This window comes from Murinocardiopsis flavida, assembly GCF_003014485.1.
GTDB lineage: Bacteria > Actinomycetota > Actinomycetes > Streptosporangiales > Streptosporangiaceae > Murinocardiopsis > Murinocardiopsis flavida.
This window is the reverse complement of record NZ_PYGA01000002.1, coordinates 156,789-175,453: the sequence shown is the minus strand read 5'-3', so window position 1 is coordinate 175,453 and position 18,665 is coordinate 156,789. Positions and strand designations below refer to the sequence as shown.

Annotated in this window: 17 protein-coding genes; 4 read left to right on the top strand and 13 right to left on the bottom strand. The window is 71.3% G+C overall.

The window, feature by feature from the left end:
- Positions 1-67: 67 nt before the first annotated feature.
- A complete protein-coding gene (locus CLV63_RS03490) occupies positions 68-1,882 on the bottom strand; it encodes a glycoside hydrolase family 2 protein (RefSeq protein ID WP_245928548.1) in 1,815 nt (604 codons plus the stop codon).
- Positions 1,883-2,110: 228 nt separating this feature from the next.
- Between CLV63_RS03490 and CLV63_RS03485 the strand changes: the two genes are divergently transcribed.
- Both CLV63_RS03485 and CLV63_RS03480 read left to right on the top strand, forming a co-directional pair.
- On the top strand, positions 2,111-3,133 hold the full coding sequence (locus tag CLV63_RS03485) for a LacI family DNA-binding transcriptional regulator (protein ID WP_106581407.1): 1,023 nt from the start codon (positions 2,111-2,113) through the stop codon (positions 3,131-3,133).
- A 189-nt stretch (positions 3,134-3,322) separates the two neighbouring features.
- Entirely contained in the window at positions 3,323-4,078 is a 756-nt protein-coding gene (locus CLV63_RS03480; RefSeq protein WP_106581406.1) for an SDR family NAD(P)-dependent oxidoreductase, read from the top strand.
- 174 nt (positions 4,079-4,252) lie between these two features.
- Here CLV63_RS03480 and CLV63_RS03475 read toward each other — a convergent pair whose 3' ends face one another.
- The 8 genes from CLV63_RS03475 to CLV63_RS03440 form a co-directional block, all read right to left on the bottom strand.
- A complete protein-coding gene (locus CLV63_RS03475) occupies positions 4,253-4,588 on the bottom strand; it encodes a DUF6221 family protein (protein WP_106581405.1) in 336 nt (111 codons plus the stop codon).
- 142 nt (positions 4,589-4,730) lie between these two features.
- Positions 4,731-7,484, bottom strand: coding sequence for a penicillin acylase family protein (locus CLV63_RS03470; RefSeq protein ID WP_106581404.1), 2,754 nt, complete (start codon positions 7,482-7,484; stop codon positions 4,731-4,733).
- A gap of 332 nt (positions 7,485-7,816) precedes the next feature.
- Positions 7,817-8,221, bottom strand: coding sequence for a VOC family protein (locus CLV63_RS03465; protein ID WP_211301137.1), 405 nt, complete (start codon positions 8,219-8,221; stop codon positions 7,817-7,819).
- A 141-nt stretch (positions 8,222-8,362) separates the two neighbouring features.
- Positions 8,363-9,262 (bottom strand): RNA polymerase sigma-70 factor, encoded by a 900-nt coding sequence (locus CLV63_RS03460; RefSeq protein WP_106581403.1) that lies wholly within the window; start codon positions 9,260-9,262, stop codon positions 8,363-8,365.
- Between the two features lie 296 nt (positions 9,263-9,558).
- Positions 9,559-10,764 carry an NAD(P)/FAD-dependent oxidoreductase gene (locus CLV63_RS03455; protein WP_106581402.1) on the bottom strand — a complete coding sequence of 402 codons (1,206 nt, stop codon included), beginning with the start codon at positions 10,762-10,764 and terminating at the stop codon, positions 9,559-9,561.
- Between the two features lie 371 nt (positions 10,765-11,135).
- Positions 11,136-11,576 carry a TetR-like C-terminal domain-containing protein gene (locus CLV63_RS03450; protein ID WP_106581401.1) on the bottom strand — a complete coding sequence of 147 codons (441 nt, stop codon included), beginning with the start codon at positions 11,574-11,576 and terminating at the stop codon, positions 11,136-11,138.
- Between the two features lie 19 nt (positions 11,577-11,595).
- On the bottom strand, positions 11,596-11,937 hold the full coding sequence (locus CLV63_RS03445) for a transcriptional regulator (RefSeq protein WP_106581400.1): 342 nt from the start codon (positions 11,935-11,937) through the stop codon (positions 11,596-11,598).
- On the bottom strand, positions 11,937-12,599 hold the full coding sequence (locus tag CLV63_RS03440) for a hypothetical protein (RefSeq protein ID WP_106581399.1): 663 nt from the start codon (positions 12,597-12,599) through the stop codon (positions 11,937-11,939). The genes CLV63_RS03445 and CLV63_RS03440 overlap by 1 nt, the downstream gene beginning before the upstream one ends.
- Positions 12,600-12,739: 140 nt before the next feature.
- On the opposite strand from CLV63_RS03440, the gene CLV63_RS03435 reads away from it, so the two are divergent.
- Complete coding sequence (locus CLV63_RS03435) at positions 12,740-13,141, top strand: hypothetical protein (protein ID WP_106581398.1); 402 nt, start codon at positions 12,740-12,742, stop codon at positions 13,139-13,141.
- Between the two features lie 205 nt (positions 13,142-13,346).
- Here CLV63_RS03435 and CLV63_RS03430 read toward each other — a convergent pair whose 3' ends face one another.
- The 3 genes from CLV63_RS03430 to CLV63_RS03420 all read right to left on the bottom strand — a co-directional run bounded on the left by CLV63_RS03430 (position 13,347) and on the right by CLV63_RS03420 (position 16,503).
- Entirely contained in the window at positions 13,347-13,724 is a 378-nt protein-coding gene (locus tag CLV63_RS03430; protein WP_106581397.1) for a VOC family protein, read from the bottom strand.
- Positions 13,725-13,854: 130 nt separating this feature from the next.
- The gene (locus CLV63_RS03425; protein WP_211301170.1) at positions 13,855-14,070 is read right to left on the bottom strand and encodes a hypothetical protein; all 216 of its coding nucleotides are present in this window, start codon (positions 14,068-14,070) and stop codon (positions 13,855-13,857) included.
- Positions 14,071-14,685: 615 nt separating this feature from the next.
- Entirely contained in the window at positions 14,686-16,503 is a 1,818-nt protein-coding gene (locus CLV63_RS03420; RefSeq protein WP_106581396.1) for a hypothetical protein, read from the bottom strand.
- A gap of 217 nt (positions 16,504-16,720) precedes the next feature.
- Between CLV63_RS03420 and CLV63_RS03415 the strand changes: the two genes are divergently transcribed.
- Positions 16,721-17,815 carry a M48 family metalloprotease gene (locus tag CLV63_RS03415; RefSeq protein WP_146165507.1) on the top strand — a complete coding sequence of 365 codons (1,095 nt, stop codon included), beginning with the start codon at positions 16,721-16,723 and terminating at the stop codon, positions 17,813-17,815.
- A gap of 62 nt (positions 17,816-17,877) precedes the next feature.
- On the opposite strand, the gene CLV63_RS34005 is transcribed toward CLV63_RS03415, so the two are convergent.
- A complete protein-coding gene (locus tag CLV63_RS34005) occupies positions 17,878-18,078 on the bottom strand; it encodes a hypothetical protein (RefSeq protein WP_211301136.1) in 201 nt (66 codons plus the stop codon).
- Between the last annotated feature and the right edge of the window lie 587 nt (positions 18,079-18,665).

The window sequence follows — 18,665 nt, the reverse complement described above, 5'->3', positions numbered from 1 at the left end:
TGTAAAGACTTTGCTGAACGAAGTTGATCAGATCGCTGTCATGGGTGACCGAAGTTGCTGTCTGTGATCAGCCGTGCCGCTTTCCGACGCGCTCGAACGCCGCCGTGCGCCGCTGGATCGCGGCGATCCGGTCGACGTCGACCTTGTCCGTCCGGTCGAACCAGTAGATGCCGTTCGTCTCCTGGAACACGTCGGTCAGCTGCGTGTAGCAGTAGCCGAACATGTCCGGGTTCTCCAGCAGTGCCGTGACCAGCCCCTCGAAGCGCTTGTAGAACTCCTCCTCGGACGCCGGCCGCTCGCCGTAGCCCCAGGACTCCGGGTCGGCCGCGCCGGGCTTCCACCAGATGCCGCCGAACTCGCTACAGAAGTAGGGCTGGCCCCGATACGCCACCGACCACGGGCGGCCCTGCTCACTCGTGTTCGTGTAGGGCGTCCCATCGGCGAGCCCCGCCATGGCGGCGGCGAAGGCCGCCGGGTCCTGCTCGTAGTTGTGCGAGTCGTACACGTCGGTCTCGGCGACCCGGTGCGAGTAGCCCGACGCGTCGATCACCGGCCGGGTGGTGTCGAACGCCTTGGTCGCCAGGAACATGGCGCGGGTGACGTCGTCGAGCACCGTGGTGCGGTCGTGCAGGTCCTGGTAGGTCTCGTTCAGCGGGCACCAGCCCACGATCGAGGGGTGCGAGTAGTCGCGCTCCACCGCCTCCAGCCACTGCCCGATGTAGGACGGGTCGGGCTGCTGGTTGTCGGCGTTGGAGCGCCCGCCCACCTGGCACCCCCAGTCCGCGAACTCGCCCCACACCAGGTAGCCGAGCCGGTCGGCGTGGTAGAGGTAGCGCTCCTCGAACACCTTCTGGTGCAGCCGCGCGCCGTTGAACCCGGCCCGCTGCGCCAGGGTGATGTCGGCGACCAGCGCCTCCTCGCTGGGGGCCGTCATGATCCCGTCCGGGTAGAAGCCCTGGTCGAGGACGAGGCGCTGGAAGATGCGCTCTCCGTTGATCAGGACCGCGTTGCCCTCGATGGTCACCGAGCGCAGCCCGGCGTAGGAGTCGGCGGCGTCGACAACGGCGCCGTCGGGGCCCAGCAGCTCCAGCCGCAGCCCGTAGAGGTGCGGGTCGTCGGGCGACCACGCGCGCACGCGCTCGGCGGGAATAGGCAGGGTCACGCGCGGCGCCAGGTCGCGGTCTGCCGGGGCCTCCGCGCTCGCCACCGCGCCCTCGCCGTCCGACAGCACCGCGCGCACCCGGTGCCCGGGCGCGCCCGCCGACAGCGGCAGGGTCAGCTCGAACGCCCCCGCCGCGAGGTCGGGGGTGATGCGCGGGCGCCGCAGGTGCACGTCCGCGACCGGTTCGAGCCACACGCTCTGCCAGATCCCGGTCGTGCGCGTGTAGAAGCAGCTCGTGTTGGCGTAGAAGGTGGCCTGCTTGCCGCGCGCCTGGGGGCCGCGCTTGGGGTCGCGCGCGCGGACCGTGATCACGGCGCGTTCGCCGGCCGCCGCGGCGCCGCCGAGGTCGGCGCTGAACGGGGTGAAGCCGCCGCGGTGGCGGGCGACCTCGACGCCGTTGACCCACACGGTGGCGTCGTAGTCGACCGCTTGGAAGTGCAGCAGCACCCGGCGGTCCGACCACGCGGCCGGGATCTCCACCTCGCGGCGGTACCAGACGGTCTCCATGAAGTCGACGTCGCCGATGCCGGAGAGCTCGGACTCGGGACAGAAGGGGACGGTGATCTCGCCGGAGAGCGGCGTGTCGAGCAGGCCGCGCTCAAGCCCGCTGTCGGCCCGGTCGATCTCGAAGTCCCAGCGGCCGTTCAGGCAGAGCCAGTCGGGGCGGGCGAACTGCGGGCGCGGATACTCGGCGCGGGGCGCGTCGATCGGCGATGGCACAGGGCGACTCCTGCGTGCGTGGGAAGGGATGACGGCAGTCGCGCGGCCCCGGTGCACCGGAGCCGCGCCGTCCTTATCGCAACACGGATTTACATCGATGTAAAGACGGTTTCGGGGACACCGGCGCGGCCCGGCCGACCGCGCGCACCCACGCTCCCGGGCCCGGGGCGCGATGGGGAAGGGCTGCCGGAACACGACCTAGACTGACGCTGGCTGAGGAGGCGCAGTTTGGCGAGTAGGCCGCGGATCAAGGACGTCGCACGGCTGGCAGGGGTATCGGAGAAGACCGTCTCCAACGTCCTCAACGACTATCCGCACGTCACGGCGCACACCAGGGCGGCGGTCGAGGCCGCCATCGGCGAACTCGGCTACCGCGTCAACCTCGCGGGCCGCCACCTGCGGCGCGGCCGCTCCGGCATCATCGCGCTGGCCGTCCCGGAGCTCGACCAGGAGTACTTCGCGCTCATCGCCCAGCTCATCATCAAGAAGGCCGAGGACCGCGGACACACCGTGCTCATCCACCAGACCGAGGCGCGGCGCGAGCGCGAGCTCGCCGCCCTCGCCGGATTCGACGCCGACTTCGCCGACGGCCTCATCTTCAGCCCGCTGGCGACCACCCCCGACGACCTGCGCAGGCACTCCGCCCGGCAACCCGTCGTGCTGCTCGGCGAGCGCACCGTCCCCGGCCTGCACGACCACGTCGCCATCGACAACATCGCCGCGGCCCGCGAGGCGACCCGCCACCTGCTCGACCTCGGCTGCCGCCGCATCGCCGCGATCGGCGGCAACACCGACGAACCCCTCGGAACATCCCACCTGCGGACACGCGGCTACTGCGCGGAGATCGAGGCCGCCGGGCTCCCGGTGCGGCACGAGCTGATCCGCCCGGCGCGCGCGTTCTACGGCAGCGACGGCCTGGCCCTCACCCGCGAGCTGCTCGACGGCCGCGCCGAACCGCCCGACGGCCTGCTCTGCTTCAACGACCACCTGGCGCTCGGCGCGCTGCGCGCCGTCCACGAGGCCGGCCTGCGGGCGCCCGGCGACATCGCGGTGCTCGGCTTCGACGACGTCGACGCCGGCCACTACAGCATCCCCACGCTGAGCACCATCGCCCCCGACAAGGACGCGCTCGCGGGGCGGGCCGTCGCCCTGCTGCTCGAACGCATCGAGAGCGGCGAGGTCCCGCCGGCCGAACCGCGCGAGGTCCTGGTGGGCCACACCCTGGTCGCCCGCGAGAGCACGGGCGGCTGATTCGGGCCGCCCGGCGTCCGCCGCGTGCGGCGGCGGTGCCCCGCACCGGCTGCGGGGCGGCCGCAGGGGCGCGGGTATGCTGCCGCCGCAACGGCCGTCGGCGCCGCCGGGCCGGGGTGGCCCGGCGGGCACTCCGGGGGCCGCCACGCCAACTGTGTCGCGCCGCCGAACGAGGAGCAGGGAGGGCCGATGGACGACGAGGGCCGGGCCGCAGGGGCCGCGATCGTCACGGGTGCCGCTGCGGGGATCGGCGCGGCGACCGCCCGCAGGCTCGCCGCCGACGGCACCCCGGTGGTGCTGATCGACGTCGCGCAGGGGCTCGATGCCGTCGCCGAGGACATCCGCGCACACGGCGGCCGCGCGCTGGCCGTGCGCGGCGACGTCGCCCAGGAGGCGACCTGGGAGCGGGCCGCCGCGCGCGCCAACGACGAGTTCGGGCCGATCGCCGTGCTGGTCGGCAACGCCTACACGGTCGACATCGCCCCGGCGGGGCAGATGAGCCTGGACTCCTGGAACCGGCAGCTCGGCGTCAACCTCACCGGGGCCTTCCTCGGCGTCAAGGCGTGCCTGGCCGACCTCCAAGGGCAGCGGGGCAGCATCGTCTTCACGTCCTCGGTGCACGCGAACTTCGGGCTGCCCGGCCGCCCCGCCTACGCCGCCACCAAGGGCGGGCTGACCGCGCTCACCCGCCAGCTCGCCGTGGAGTACGGGCCGCGGATCCGCGTCAACTGCGTCCTGCCCGGCCCCATCGAGACCGCGGCATGGGCCGAGGTGAGCGAGCGCGACCGGGAGCTGAGCGCCGCGCAGACGGCAGCGGCGCGATTCGGCCGGCCGGAGGAGGTCGCCGAGGTGATCGCGTTCCTCGCCTCGGAGGGGGCCTCCTATGTCACGGGGGCGAGCATCCCGGTCGACGGCGGCTGGAGCATCGCGAAGTCCTCGTCGTGACCCCGCGCGGCGGGGCCGGGAGCGGCTCACTGTGGCCCATAAGGGACAGGGCGGGGCTGCGAGGCCGCTGCGCACGCACCCATTGCGCCGCTTCGCGGTGATCGCGCAGCGGGGCCCGCGACCGCCGTGGCACGTCCTCTCGGCCGGAGTCCGGGCCGGTACCCCGGCGGCCGGTCAGGCGCGCCAGGCGCTGTCGTAGTCGGGGTGGTCCCTGTACACCGCCGCGATGTGCTTGAGGGCCTCGCGCCACGCCCACAGCGCCGAGAGCGGGCCGTCGGTCACGGGCGGCTGCGCGGCGTGCTCGGCGCCCCTGCGGCGGCCCGCCACGCGCGCCGCCTCCTCCAGCGCACGGGTGCATTCGCGGTACGCCGCGTTGTAGCCCTCGATGACCCGGCGCTTGGCCAGGATCTCGCTGGCCAACCGGGCCGGCGTCGCCGTCGCCGACAACGCCCACTGCGCGCTCTGCTCGTCCTCGACCAGGCGCGCATTGAGGAACTCGACAATGGTCACGCGAGCCGCTCCCTTCACGGTGTCGCTTCTACCGACGTGCGGAGGCGGCGCGGCGTTCCGCATGGCCCCGAACGCGTGCTGGTGCGCGGCCACGCAGGAGTCTCCCACTGCGTCCGGCCCCGCGTGTCGGCAGGGGCGCTGATCAGGGGTGCAGGGTCAGCTCGTCCTCGGCGGCGGCGCGCACCGACGCCCTGCCGAAGGGCATGGGCAGGGTTGCGCCGCGCTGCCACAGCTCGGTCTGGTCGCCGTAGGCCGGGTGGAACGCGTGCCCTGAGGCGCCGGTGAGGTCGACCCAGCGCGAGTCCGCCGGCTCGCCCAGGTCCAGCACCATCCGCATCGACGGCACCCAGTCCACCTCGTAGCCCTTGTCGACCTTCCAGCCCGTGGCGTTGACGGTGCTGGAACCGCCGGCCGAGGGGACGGTGTCGCCGTTGAACAGCCATTCCACCGGCCCGATCCCCGACGTGCCCAGCGTCTGGTGCGTGGGGGTGAACGTGTGCAACTCGCCCCAGCGCCAGTCGGCGGGGTCGCCGCCGTGCTCCTCGGCCAGCTCCTCCGCGGCGCGCTCCATCGCCAGCGCGAGGACGTGGTCGGGCCCGCTCGCCTCGGCACCGTCCCACCAGGGCGAGTCGGGGTCCTCCAGCAGCCCCGCGACCACGAGGAAGCCCCGCGACGACCCGTCCATGCTCGTGTTCTCGCCCAGTTCGTCGAAGAGCAGCGGCAGCAGGTGCCGCCACGTCGCGTTGTAGAACGCGGCGGGGGCCGACCCGGCGTCCTGCCGAAAGTCCCAGTCGGCGAGGAGGTCCCGCGCCTCGGCGACCCGGCCGCCCAGACGGTCGCCGACGGGCGTGTCGAGCAGGTGCGGCACCAGCGCGCGGGCGCCCGCGTTGGCGTTGTCCATCTGGATGCGGCCCATGTCGGCCACCGTCACGGGGCCGTCGGCGATGGCGTCCGCGAGGAGGTCGTCGATGCGCTGGGAGCGGTAGCCGTAGTCCCAGTCGGAGGTGAGCATGTGGGGGTAGTCGGCGCCGACGGCGGCCTGGTTGGCGGTGACGATGTAGCCCCGCTCCGGGTCGCGCACCGCGGGCAGCTCCTTGAAGGGGATGAAGCCGTCCCAGTCGTAGTCGGAGTCCCAGCCGGGCGCCGGCCAGCGCCCGTCGCCCTTGGCGCGGACGGGGATCCGGCCCGGCGCCTGGTAGGCGATGGACCCGTCGGTGTCGGCGTAGACCAGGTTCTGCGCGGGGACCTCGAAGGTGCGGGCGGCCGCGCGGAAGTCCGCGTAGCCGGTGGCGCGGTTCAGCCGGAAGACGGCGTCGGCGGTGCGGCCGGGCTCCAACGCCGTCCACGCGAGCGAGACGCCGTAGTGCGCGTCCCGTGCGGTGTCTACCTGCGCACCCTTTCCGTCGACGTTGGCCTTGGCGCCGAACCTGCGCAGGTCGCCGCCGAGCGCGGCGTCGGACATCAGGGGGCCGTGCCGGGTGCTGCGCACCGTGATCTCCACCGGGTCCTCGCCCGCGACCTCGATGGTCTCGGTGCGCGTCTCCAGCGGCTCCTTCTCGCCGTCGACCACGGCGGAGTCGCCCTCGATGCGCTCCAGGTAGAGGTCGGTGACATCGGGGCCGAGGTTGGTGAACCCCCACGCGACGTCGGCGTTGCGGCCGATCACCACGCCGGGCAGGCCGGGGAAGGTGTACCCGCTGACGTCGTAGGGGCAGGACTCGTCCACCGTCGTGCAGTGCAGCCCGGTCTGGTACCAGACCGATGGAATCGCGGGGCCCAGGTGCGGGTCGTTGGCGAGCAGTGGGCCGCCGCTCTCGGTGTGCTCGCCGGAGACCACCCAGGAGTTGGACCCCAGGTCGGGTGATGCCTCGCCCAAGGAGGCGGGCAGGTCGGCGAGGCCCTCGCCGACCGCGCCAACGGCGGCCCCGGCGGCGCGGGGCGGCAGGGGAGCACGGGCGTCGTCGCCCTTGTCGTGCTTGTCGGCCTGTTCGCCCCTGTCGGCCTTGTCGTCCTTGTCTGGCTCGCCGTCCTCGTCGGACTTATCGGCGGTGCCGCCCTGGTCGCCGGGGCCCTTCGTGCCGCCGCCCGTGCCGCTGTCCGTGGCCGCACCGCCCGCGTCCGGTGCGGGGGCGTCGGCGGCACCGTCGGCGGCGCTGCCGGGGACGAACTCCCCGTCCTCGACCGAGCCCCCGGGGACGATCGGCGCGTGCTCGTCCTCCGGGTAGTCCGGGTACAGCTCCTCGACCTGCTCCCGGCTCAGGCCGCGCGACAGCAGGCCGGCGCGGTCGATCTCGTCGGACATGTTCCCGCGCAGGTCCCAGGCCATGGCCTTCAGCCAGGCGAGGCTGTCGACCGCCGTCCACTCCTCGATGGGCCCGGGCCCCGACCCCGTCAACCCGAGCACCGCGTACTCCAGGCTCACCTCGCCGCCCTCCTTCCCCTTGAGGTAGGCGTTCACCCCGTCGGCGTAGGAGTCCAGGTTCGCCTGGGTGTCCGCGGCGAGCAGGTCGTACTCCTGCTCGGCGACCCGCCGCCAGCCCATCGTGCGCAGCCACGCGTCGGTGTCGACCTGCCCCGGCCCGAACATCTCCGCGAGCCGCCCCGCTGTGGTGTGCCGGTTGACGTCCATCTGCCAGAACCGGTCCTGGGCGTGGACGTATCCCTGGGCCTGGAAGAGGTCGCCGGGGGTGTCGGCGTAGATCTGGGGGATGCCGTTGGCGTCGCGGTAGACGGTGGCCTCGTTGTCCAGTCCCGGGAGCTTGATCTCCCCATTGACCTGCGGGAATGATTGGCGGACGGTGAAGGTGGCGAGGGCTGCGGCGATGAGGAGCACGACGGCGAGCGCGGCGAGGACCCGGAGTCCCCACCGCTTCCACCGGACGGGGGAGGCGGCCATGAGCGGAGCCTAGTCCGCGACGGTCCCACGGTCTGCTCCCGGGCCGCTGTGCGCGTTCGTACGCGTTGGTACCGGTGGATGCTCAGCCAGATGCTGACTGATGCAGACGAGTGGGGGAGCGGTCCCGCCGCCTGGTGCCGCACTCCAGGCGCGGGCGATATGGCATGGAACCGCGGCCCGGATCCGCCGTCCGCCGGACCGGCGGTCATCTCAGACCCCGGATCGCGGGCGCGACGCCGGCGGAGGGAACCATCGGATGAGAAGTCCGGGTTTCGGGTGATTTCTACGCTTTCCGTGCATCGCGGCAAGCGCCTGCCCGAGGCAGACACCTGTCAGTACATGCCCTCGCGATCTCGTCGTGTTCGCCGCCCGTCCGCTCCCGAACGCCGCGGTGGAGTCACCTTGACCCAGTTTCGGTCTGAGCCCTGGCCCACATCCGTCTTGGTGGCGCCGAGGCCGAGCAGTCTGGTCACCTCGGCCTCGGTGCTGCCGCCGATCGGGCTGACGTCGAGGTGAAGGCGGTTCTTCACCGTCTTGTCCTCGGGCACCTGGATGAACAGCAGGGTGGGCGGCATCTGAAGGGCCCGAACATCCTCGACGGTCGGCACCCAGGAGCCGATCTCGACCTTGCCCTCGCTCCGGTCGATCACCTTGAAGCCCAGCACCTCGCACCAGAAGGCCGCGAGCCTCTCCGGATCGTGACAGTCAACTGCCAACTCGGTGAACCTATTTGTCATGACTCTCCCGGATAGTTCGGACGGGGACTTCTGTTCGGCGCCTACTCGGCCACGGACAAGGGGAGGAGCGTGACACGCGAGGTGGACCGTACGGGGTTCAGCGCCGCACCTGACTCCAAGTGGCGATTCCACCGCCGGTCTTCATCGCAGGGTGAGCGGGGTCTCGGATTCGACACGGGACAGTTTCTCCGGGTTGCGGACGTAGTAGAGGCCGGTGATGCGGGCGTCCTCAGCATGGATCGCGATGACGCCGTCGATCTCGCCGTCCAGGTGTACGAGGAGTGCCGGGCTGCCGTTGACGACGGTGGGGCCGAGGGTTACGACCGCGTTTCCGGCCCTACCGGTCATGCCGGCGAAGAGGTGGGCCACCTTGTCGGCACCGATGACCGGCCGCACCGCAGCGTGCTTGACGCCGCCGCCGTCGCCCATGTAGACGACCTCAGGGGCGAGGACGTCGAGTAGGCCCTGAAGATCACCGGTTTCGAATGCGCGCTGGAACGACTCCAGGGCCATCCGGGTCTGGCTCGGGGAGACCGCCTGGCGAGGACGGCGGGCTTCGACGTGCCGACGGGCGCGGTGCGCGATCTGGCGGACGGCGGCAGGGCTCTTGTCGACGGCGGCGGCGATCTCGTCGTAGCCGATATCGAAGACCTCGCGCAGGACGAAGACGGCGCGCTCGGTCGGCGACAGCGTCTCCAGGACGAGCATCATCGCCATCGACACGCTCTCGGCGAGCTCCACGTCGTCGGACACGGCAGGTGCGGTGAGCAGCGGCTCGGGCAGCCAGGAGCCGACGTAGGCCTCCTTGCGGCGCTTTAGGGTGCGCAGCCGGTTGAGTGCCTGCCGGGTCGTGATCCGGACCAGGTAGGCGCGCTGGTCGAGCACCTGCTCCAGTTCGACCTTGAACCACCGGAGCCAGGTCTCCTGGAGGACGTCCTCGGCGTCGGACGCCGATCCGAGCATCTCGTAGGCGACGGTGAAGAGGAGGTTGCGGTGGGCGACGAAGGCCTCGGTCGCCGGGTCGGCGGCGTGGTCGCTCATATCTCAAACTTTCTCGTTCGCTGCCGGACCTGGTTGCCGAATGCCTTCAAGTGCGCATCCACGAAAAGGTCCCTATCGTTGGCGGCTGTTCGGTCCGGCCCACCTGTTCGGTGCGGTCGTAAGTGGGACCCCACCCGGCAAACGGCTCTGGAACGCCAAGTTGTTCATGATCTGGGCGGAAAGAGCCTCTGAAGAGCGCATGCGTGCAGCGGCGCCCGCGGTGTGGGCGTCGCCGCACGGTATGCACTCCGGATCCGTTGCGGTCGGAGCGGACCGGATCGACCACGAGCACCCGGCTAGGCGGCCCGTTGCGCAGTGGCCGGGGCCCTCCCGCGCTTGGCCTCCAGCGCCTCCTGGCGCCCGGTGCCTCCTTTCACGCGGTGCAGGCTGTATCCGCCGGGCTTGTGCGTCTCATCGGCCAGGTGTTTCACGATGCCGTTGCACACGACCTCCTTCATCTTCGCGCCGAGGCGGCCGTCGATGTGGAACCACACCGCGACATCGGACCGGTTGCCGAACTGGAAGATGCCGGTGCGTCGGCCCAGGCTGATGCACTGCGCTCCGAACGACTGGTTGAGGGTCTCGGGCTGCTCGCCCGCGATCAGGCTGAGCACCGTGTCGGCGGCGCGCGCGCCCAGAGGAATCGCGGCCTGGCAGCTCATCCGCAGCGCCAGGCCCGACGGCGCCGCCGAGTCCCCGGCCGCGATGATGCGGTCGTCGTCCACGCTCGTCAGCGTCTCGTCAGTGAGCAGCCGGCCCAGGGCGTCGGTGCTCAGCCCGCTGCGCGCGGCCAGGTCCGGCACTGCGAAGCCGGCGGTCCAGATGGTCACCTGGCTCGGCAACTCGCGGCCGTCGGCGAGCCGCACGGCATCGCGGGTCACCGCCGCCACCTTGGCGTCGGAGCCGTCGAGCACGGTCACTCCGAGTGCCGCAAGCCGCCCGGCCACCGAACGCCGGCCCCGGGTGTGGAGGTACGGGCCGAGCACGCCGCCGCAGACCAGGGTGACGGTACGGCCCTGCTCGGCCAGTTCGGCGGCGGTCTCGATGCCGGTGGGCCCGGCTCCGACCACCGTCACCGCGGCCGTCATGGGCGCGGAGTCGAGGACCGGCGGCAGCCGCTCCGCATCCTCCAGGGTGGCGATCGGGTAAGCGAACTCGCCCGCTCCGGGCACACGCGGGTCGGCGCTGCCGCTGCCCACCGCGTAGACCAGGTAGTCGTAACCCACCGTGCCGCCCGACGCCAGCGCAACGCTGCGGTCGGCCGCGTCGATTCGCGCCACGGTGTCGACCACCAGCCGGACGCCCTCGGCCAGGACCTCCCGGTAGTCCACGACCGCGCCGTCGGATCCGCCCACCAGTTGGTGCAGGCGGACGCGATGGACAAAGGTCGCACGCGGGTTGATCAGGGTCACGGTCACGTCGTCGCGCTGCGTCAGTCGATTGGCCGCCATGACGCCGGCGTATCCGCCGCCGATCACAAGCAGATTGGTGTTCTCGGCCATGATGTCTCCCTCGTTTCGAGCGGTTCGGGCACAAGACACCGCGTGATCGATCCCTGTGACAGCATGTGATCCAGATCGCTTCGCAGGCGTGGCCGTCTGGACCGCTTCCCGCCCGACCGCCGCGACGCCACCGGCGCTCTCGTCTGCCTGACCGGTGCCGCCGTCGCGAAGCTGGTGAGTACCGATGGCCGGCCGAGCGGAGTACGTCGCGGTTGCGGTGCTTGAGGGGGGACAGGCGGGCGGTGTCCTCGTCCCGGATCTCGTGGGTCTCGGCTCTGATCAGGGCGACCGCGGCGTCGATGATGTAAAGGGGCGTCCAGAGCACGACGGCGTTCAAGACCAGACCGGGATCGACCCCAGATCGCGAGGAGTCACGGGGATGCGGAGTAGGCGGCCATGAACATGTCGAGCAGGCCGTCGATCGCCGCTTCGTCGATGGGGCGGGTGGATAGCAGCCCCCGGTAGTAGAGAGCTCCGCACAGTATCTCGGCGGAGTAGGTGAGATCGGTGTCCGCGATGAGTTCGCCGGCACGCTGGGCGCTGGTGAGGCGGTCCAGGGTGCGCTTCTCAATCACGGCGAGGAACTGCTGATTGAGCCGCTCGCGCAGCGCGTCGTCGTCCTGAGCCGCAATGATCACGGCGCGGTAGACGGGCCAGATCTCGGGGCTCAGCAGTGCGGCACTGGAGCGGACGAACTGCTCGCGCAGGTCGGCGCGGACGTCGCCGGTGTCGCGGTAGTCGACGCGTCCGTGTCGAGGAGGGTGACGATCTGGGAGCGGGTCAGCAGCAGCGTCATGGTCCGAGCCTGGCATCGGGCCCCGGTGGCACCCCTCACTCCTCGTATGGGGCCTGGTCGGGCAGTCCGTTCTCCGCGAGATGTTTGAGCTGGTCCAGGCGCTTCCAGTGGCGGGCGGTCGCCGCGCGCCCCTCGTCGGTCAGGGCGACCCAGGTCCGCGCGGTGCGGCCGGCACCGGACTTGGTGATGGCAACGATCCCGGCGGTCTGTAGCTTGTTCAGGTGGCTGGAGAGGTTGCCCTTGGTCAGTCCGATGAGCTTCTGCAGGAATAGGAAGTCGGCGCCGTCGCAGGACAGCAGTGCGGTGGTCAGGGCGAGCCGCGCCGGTTCGTGGATGACGCGGTCCATCTCGGCCAGTTCCTCGGACGGTGTCGCCATTACCGTTCCCCGGTCGGCGCGGCGCCGAGGCTGTTCATCAGGAGGCGGTGGTCGCAGAGCCCGCCGATGAGGAAGCAGACGCCCATGGTCCAGAAGTTCGAGGCCATGCCGATCTCGTAAGTGACGTTCAGGGGGTGGACCATCCCGCCGGTGAGCAGTCCCAGCGGCACCAGCGAGACGAGGACCAGCAGTGCGCACATCACCTGCCAGTGTCGGCTGATTGACATGTCGAGGGTGCGGCCGCGAAGCACCGGCGGCAGGAAGAACGCGATCGCGATGACGAGCGCGAACTGGATTCCGAAGGGCCATATCGGGTTCCCCTGCCCGCCGCCCGCCTTCCATCCGATGAGGTTGAGCACGAGTGCGGCGAGGATGAACGCGACCAGCGCCGTGATGACGGTTGCGGCGTGGACGGCGAAGCCGCCCTGGCGCACCCGGCCGAACCGGTGGCGGTAGGCCCTCGCGATCAGTACCGAGGCGCCGATCACGACCACCAAAGCCGCCGCCACCCAGAGCATTGCAGCGGGGGAGAAGAGGACGGCGGCCCCGTAGGCGAACATCCAGAGGCTCACCGGGACCATGGTCAGCCCTTGGAGCCCGTTGTAGTTGGCCGCGACGGCGGACATGCGCCGGATCTGGTCGGCGGTCGGCGATACATGCATTGCACGCTCCTTAAGTCTGCGGTGCAAACCTTATGCTGCGGCCAGAGTACGTTCCAAGGCTCGGGTTTGCAACACAGACCTTTTGGCGGTGGCGCGGCTGACGGGCGCCCGCATCGCCTGGAGAGCGATCGCCGCGCGCGGTGCGACCCGGCCGCGCGTCGCAGCGCAAGGCTCGCACGCAGCAGGTCCTGAAGCCCGCGCGCGATCGGGCGGCCGGTCTCTCCGCGAGCGCCACCAGCCTGAAGACCGACCTTGAACTGGCGCGGGCTGAGGTCCGCGCACTGCGTCAGGATCGCGACCAGCTCAAGGCGGCATTGCAGCGTCGCCTCGGCCATCAACTCGACCGGCTCGGCAACTCGGACCTGGTGGTGCGGGTTGACGAGCTGACCGAGGCCGCGCAGCGACTGACCGGTGAGCGGGACGACGCACGAGCGGAGCCTGCCGCGCTCCAGCGTCAGGTTGCGACACTGGAGGACGATTTCGCGGCGTCCCGGACGAGCCTGCGCCGGATGATCCGGGAGGGCAATCTGCCGCTTCAGTGACCCACACGAAGCGGGCCGGACAACCCAAGGTGGTCCGGCCCGCTCGCTTACTGGCCGCCGAGCGGGATGGTCGCAAGCCGCTCCCAGGTGATCGTCTTGGCGGTGCTGTCCGCGGTGACATCGACCCGTTGGCCCGTCCATCCCTTCGCCGTCCGCTCGCAGTTCGGCGGGCCAGGCCAGAGGTGGGGCCTCGGCCTGGCCGTAACTACTGTGCAGTGTCGGTGCTGTTCGGGGGATCGAATACGCAGAACTCGTTGCCCTCCGGGTCGGCAACGACGATCCAGCGAAAGCCGTGTTCGCTGAGTTCTTCAGAGAGTCTCGTAGCGCCCAGCTGTTCGAGGCGATTGACCTCGGGCATCAGGTCCGCGGTGCCAAAGTCGAGATCAAGGTGCATGCGGTTCTTGCCCTGTTTTGGTTCTGGGACGTGGTGCAGGAGGAGGGTCGGTGCAGGAGTGGGCCCGACCAGGCTCAGGTAGGGAGGTCCGTGGAAGCCGCGCTGGTAGTCCAGCGGAGCGAGCGCGGCAAGCCAGAAGTCGGCTTGCGCTTCGGTGTCGACACAGTCCAGCGTCACAATGATCTGCATGGCGGAACGGTAGGAGGCTTAGCCTGCCCTGACGATCCATTTTTCGGCAGCCCTGAGGATGCTGTCACTCTTCAGGCCCGGGCATCCTCTGCGAGCCCGATCGTCTGTGAGTCCCTTTTCAACCAGTCCTTCAGGCACCCACGCCGCCGGCGTCGGCGCGTTCGGCCTGGGCTTTGGTGTGGGCGAGGCGGTAGGAGTCGGTGCCGGTCTGGATGGTGGCGCCGTTGGAGGTGAGCCGGTCGACGATGGCCGCGCAGAGCCGGGGGTCGGTGAAGGTCTTGGTCCCCACCGGTACGAGTTCCGCCATCATCAACAACAGATCGTCCCGCTCGGCTGAGCTCCTCACGGCCGGTAGCTCTTCGGGTAACGCCAGGAGGATCCCGCGCCCCGCCGGGTACTTCGTGGTGCGGCCCAGAACAACGGTCAAAATACACGGTCGCGAACTGCCTCGTGCTCTCCTCCAGCAGTCGCGCGATCACCTTGCCGTGTGAGTACCGCACAGGCGGGGCTCGCAGCACGTGCCCTCCCCCCTCTGCGCACCGCCGAGCCCGAACGTGCCAGGGCCGAGGCTGAGCCAGCAGCACTCCTTCGGTTACGTGCCTAACTTGCCAGACGCCACAACTCGCGATCACCAGGGTTTTTTCGCCCCACCTATTGATAACGAGTGGCACCCGCGCAATTGCGGGGTCCATGAACGGTCCGGGCCGACGTCTCGGCCGCCTGCCCGAGGGGTCCATCGGTCGGTCTCACCGCCGATGACGAACAAGAGACGCATTGCGGTAATTGGCGATTTTATCGCGAACTCACTGTTCTGAATTCTGTGGTTTCGAGCAAAGTGTCCATTGAGGTTCTCTCGGCGAGTTCTTCTTTTCGAGGATCGTGGGAGTCGACGCGGCGTGCACGGTGCCGCCGATCTTGGAAAGGCTCCTGGTGGTGTGGCGCAGGACTCCCCACCTCCCGGTCAGTGCCGCCGTGGCCCGCCCAGGGCGCCGCCGCGGTCCCCACCCTCGTACGGCTCACCGGAGCCGCGGCCGACGCGGCCTTGGACGGCCCGGGACAGCAGGGGGTGCTGCTCGGCGCCAGGACAGAGCCGGAGCCGGACCACGTCGGGGTCCGCGCCTCCTGTCCGCGCCCACCAAGGGGTGCGCGCGGGCGCGTGGCGCCGCTCCACCACCACGTCGGTGACCGGGAAGGTGAAACCGCCGTTCCAGTCTCCGAGACGACTCAGCGTCAGCGCGGTCCCCGGGCGGATCGCGCGCACATGCTCCCAACGCACCCGCGCCGTGAGTTCACGGGACCACAGCAGGGGCTCCCGCACCAGGCGCAGGCCGTCGTCGTCGACCACGATCCCCTGGCGCGCGCACAAGGGCGGCAGCAGCCGGGCCGCCGCCGCGAGCCCGACCGCCGCGAAGCCCAGCACCCCCGCCCAGATGCCCGGGGCGGGGGCGGAGCCGGCCGTCGCCGCGGCGAGCGCAACGCCGCTCACCGCGCAGATCGGCAGCACCGGCACCATGAGCGCGGGGAGGACCCAGCGGCGGACCGGAATCCAGTACGTGCTGCGGGGCCCGGCGCCGAGGGCCGACGGCCCCGCGAGGGACGGGGGCGAGGCCTGGGCGAGCAGCAGCGACACCCTGCTCCGCTCCTGCGGATCGCCGAGGGGGACGACAAGCCGGGCGCAATCGGTCGCCTCCCCCCACAGCGCCTCGCCCGCACGCACCCGCCGCACCCAGCCAGGGAAGCGTTCCGACGCGTCCAGGCGGTCGAGGTAGACCTCGACGACCGCCTGGTGCTGTTCGCCGGGGGAGGTCCGGACCACCTCGCGCACGGCGGTACCGAGGACGTCTTCCCAGCGGACGAACCCGCGCCGCTCCGGCACCCACCACAGGGGCCGCCGCTCGAACCCCAGGCCCCGGTCGGTGACGACCATTCCCTGCTCCGCCCACTGCCAGGGGGCCGCGACCAGCGCGGCCGACAGGCCGACCGCGCTCATCACGGCGAACAGCGCCACGGCCGGATCGCCGGGATCCAGTCGGGCGAGTCCGTCCTGGAGCACCAGCGGGCCGAGGGGCACTGCGGGGAGCAGGAGCGCGGTCAGGCACAGGAGCAGCCACGCCACGCGGTGGGACCGCCGCAGTGCCAGCCACCCCCGTGCGGCCGTTGCGCGGCCGGGTTCGGCCCGCGGCGCGGGCTCGGCCTGCGACCGGTGCGACTCCAGCAGCCGGGTGAACTCTGCCGCGCTGTCCTCGCGGAGCTGGAGGAACAGCCGGATCGTCGCGGACCGGGCCACCCCGCGCGGCGGCTCGCCCCCGGCGAGGACGAGGGCCGTCCAGTGCGGGGGCCGCGCGTGGGGAGCGACACCGCGCAGGCCGAGTACCCGCCACGTCCATCGCCGGGGGCCGGCAGCTCCGCTGGGGGTGAACGAGTCCACGTCCTCCCAACGCACGTGCATCGCACGTCCTCGGAACCACCAGCGGGGCTCCTGGACCAGCCGCAGCCCGTCGTCGCCGAATTCCACCCCTTGCCGGGCCAGGAACCGGGGGGTCCAGAAGAGGATCAGGGCCGTAACGCCCAGTCCCGCGACGCAACCGGCCGCGGCCACGACCATGCCCACGGCGGGTATCGCCGAGAATCCGTTGGCCTCGACGGATCGCAGCGCCCACGCGAACGCTCCCAGCGGCACCAGGCTCGCCAGGAACAGGCCGGACCCGTAAGCCAGAGCTCTCGGCAGCGCCCGCCGCTGCTCCGGGCCCAGGTCGAGCCATCGATCGGATTCCCGCACCGCAGCACCCACCCACTCCGATCGGACCGCCACACGGTCGCGTCCAGATCTCCGGAATGTCAAGGCTCCCATGGCATTCGGGCGCCGAAGGTGCACGGCGGAACGGGCCCGGCCCTCGGGCGATCGACCTGCACACACCGATGGATCGGTATAATAATACCGCGCCTGCCGGGTTCGCTCCGGTGAACGTTTCCGGCCCGAGCCCTAGGCTCGCTTCGTGAGCTCATCCCGGAAGTTGAAGGCGGCTTGGCCGGTCCTGGGAGCGTGGCTGCTGATCGCGGCGACGGCGGCCGGGTACGCGGCCGCCGCGTGCATCCTGGCGTGGTATCTGGGTGCGCCCTGGTGGGTCGGGCTGGTCCCGGTGGTGCTGATGCTCGCGTTGGCGGAGGTTCTCGGCTGGATGGGCAGCGACCATCCGGTGCGGGCCGATCTCAGCGACGCCGGCGAGGCCGAGGAGCCGCGCCTGCACGCCGTGGTGGACCGGTTGAGCGCACTGTCGGGGCAGGACAAGCCGATCCTGCGGATCATGGAGACGCAGGCGCCCAACTCCTTGGTGTTCACGGCTCCCGGCGAGCGCCCGACCCTGTGTGTGAGCCGCGGTCTGCTGGAGCTGCTGGACAATTCGCGGCTGGAGTCCGTTCTCGCCCACGAGTTCGCGCACCTTGCTCATCGAGACGCGCAGGTGATGGCCTTCGCCGATGCGGTGGTCGGATGGCCGGTGCGGTTGCCCGCCGCCTTCGTAGGCGCTGTCGAGCGGATCGACCCTGTGCTGTGCGCGGCGGCGCGCAAATGCGGGCGGGCCTGGAAGCCGGCGTTCCAGCGCACTTCCGCGGACGGACCGGGCCTGGCCCCGCCCATGCGTCGCATACCGCTGCCGCTCGCGGCTCCGCTCCTGGTGCTGCTGGGAGTCGTGCGGGCGCTGCTGATCACACTGGCGTGCGTGGCGTTCCTAGGTGTGGCCATACCCGCGGGCGTCGCCTGCCTGCCCGGCTTTGCCATGCTGTACCGGCTCAACCGGCGCCGCGAACTGGCCGCGGACCGGGGCGCCGCCGAGCTGACCGGGGCGCCGGCAGGGCTGGCCGCGGCCCTGGCCGAAATCGAGGGCGGGATGCTGGCGGTGCCCGAAGAGGACCTGCGCGAGCTGTCGAACGGATCGCCGCTGGCGATCCTTCCGTTTCAGCGGCCCGGCACCGCCGACGGGCCGTTGCAGCGGCTCTTCGACTGGACCTACCGGACGCATCCCCGAACCACCGCCCGCGTGGCGCGACTCGAAGGACTCTCACGGGACATGGCGACGCGCCCTCCGGACTGACGCCGGGCGGGCCGGAGGGTCCGGCCCGCCCGCGGCGCTCCGCTGCCGCTGCTGTCGTTCGGTCACCGGGCGCTGGTCCACTTCGCCGTCTCGAACGGTCTCGCAGCGATGACCACGAGGCTGGAGGGGGAGAAGGCCCACTTCCTACCGTTCGACATGGGCTTCGACAGCGGTGCCGGGAACCCGCCCGGCGCGGACGGCCGGTCGGCGACGGCGTACCTGTGGGAGCGGGTGTGGGAGAAGCACGCCTGGCTGAACATCATCGGGAGGTTGATGACCGTGCGGACCGCGCGGTCACGCCGTCAACGGGGACGCCCGTTCAGCATCCCGGGCGATGGAGGCCGCCTACGAGGCGTACGGACGCGGTCCGACCGATGCGGAGCCGCCCCGGGCGCTACTGGATCAGTGACGGCGAGCTGCATGGTCAAGCCGCAGCCTGCGCGCTGGAGCTCGGCGACAACCCCAGGGCGACCCCAGGGCGCCTCGGAGCGTGCTCGATTCCAATCCCGACACGACGGCGATCGGGACTCGCTGGATGGTGTGCCCGGCCACTGCCCCGCTGGCGCCGCCACGAAGCACGCAGGACGCCTGGCGGAGGGGATGGGCCCAGTCTGAAGGGCCCGGATCGCCGCTGGCCTGTCGCGGCGGAGGGGGTTTCGGTCCGGGTCCGGACGGCCCGAGCCATCCGCGCGGCGGTCCGGTGCCCCCGGCGTCCTGGCGCCCCGGTCCGCCGTGCGCGCCCTCGCCCTACCCTGTGGCGGAGCGGGGCGGCGACGGTTCAGGAGCGACGGGCGACGTCGTCGGCGGCCTCGCCCGGCTCACCGCCTCCATCGCGGAGGTGCCCGGCTGA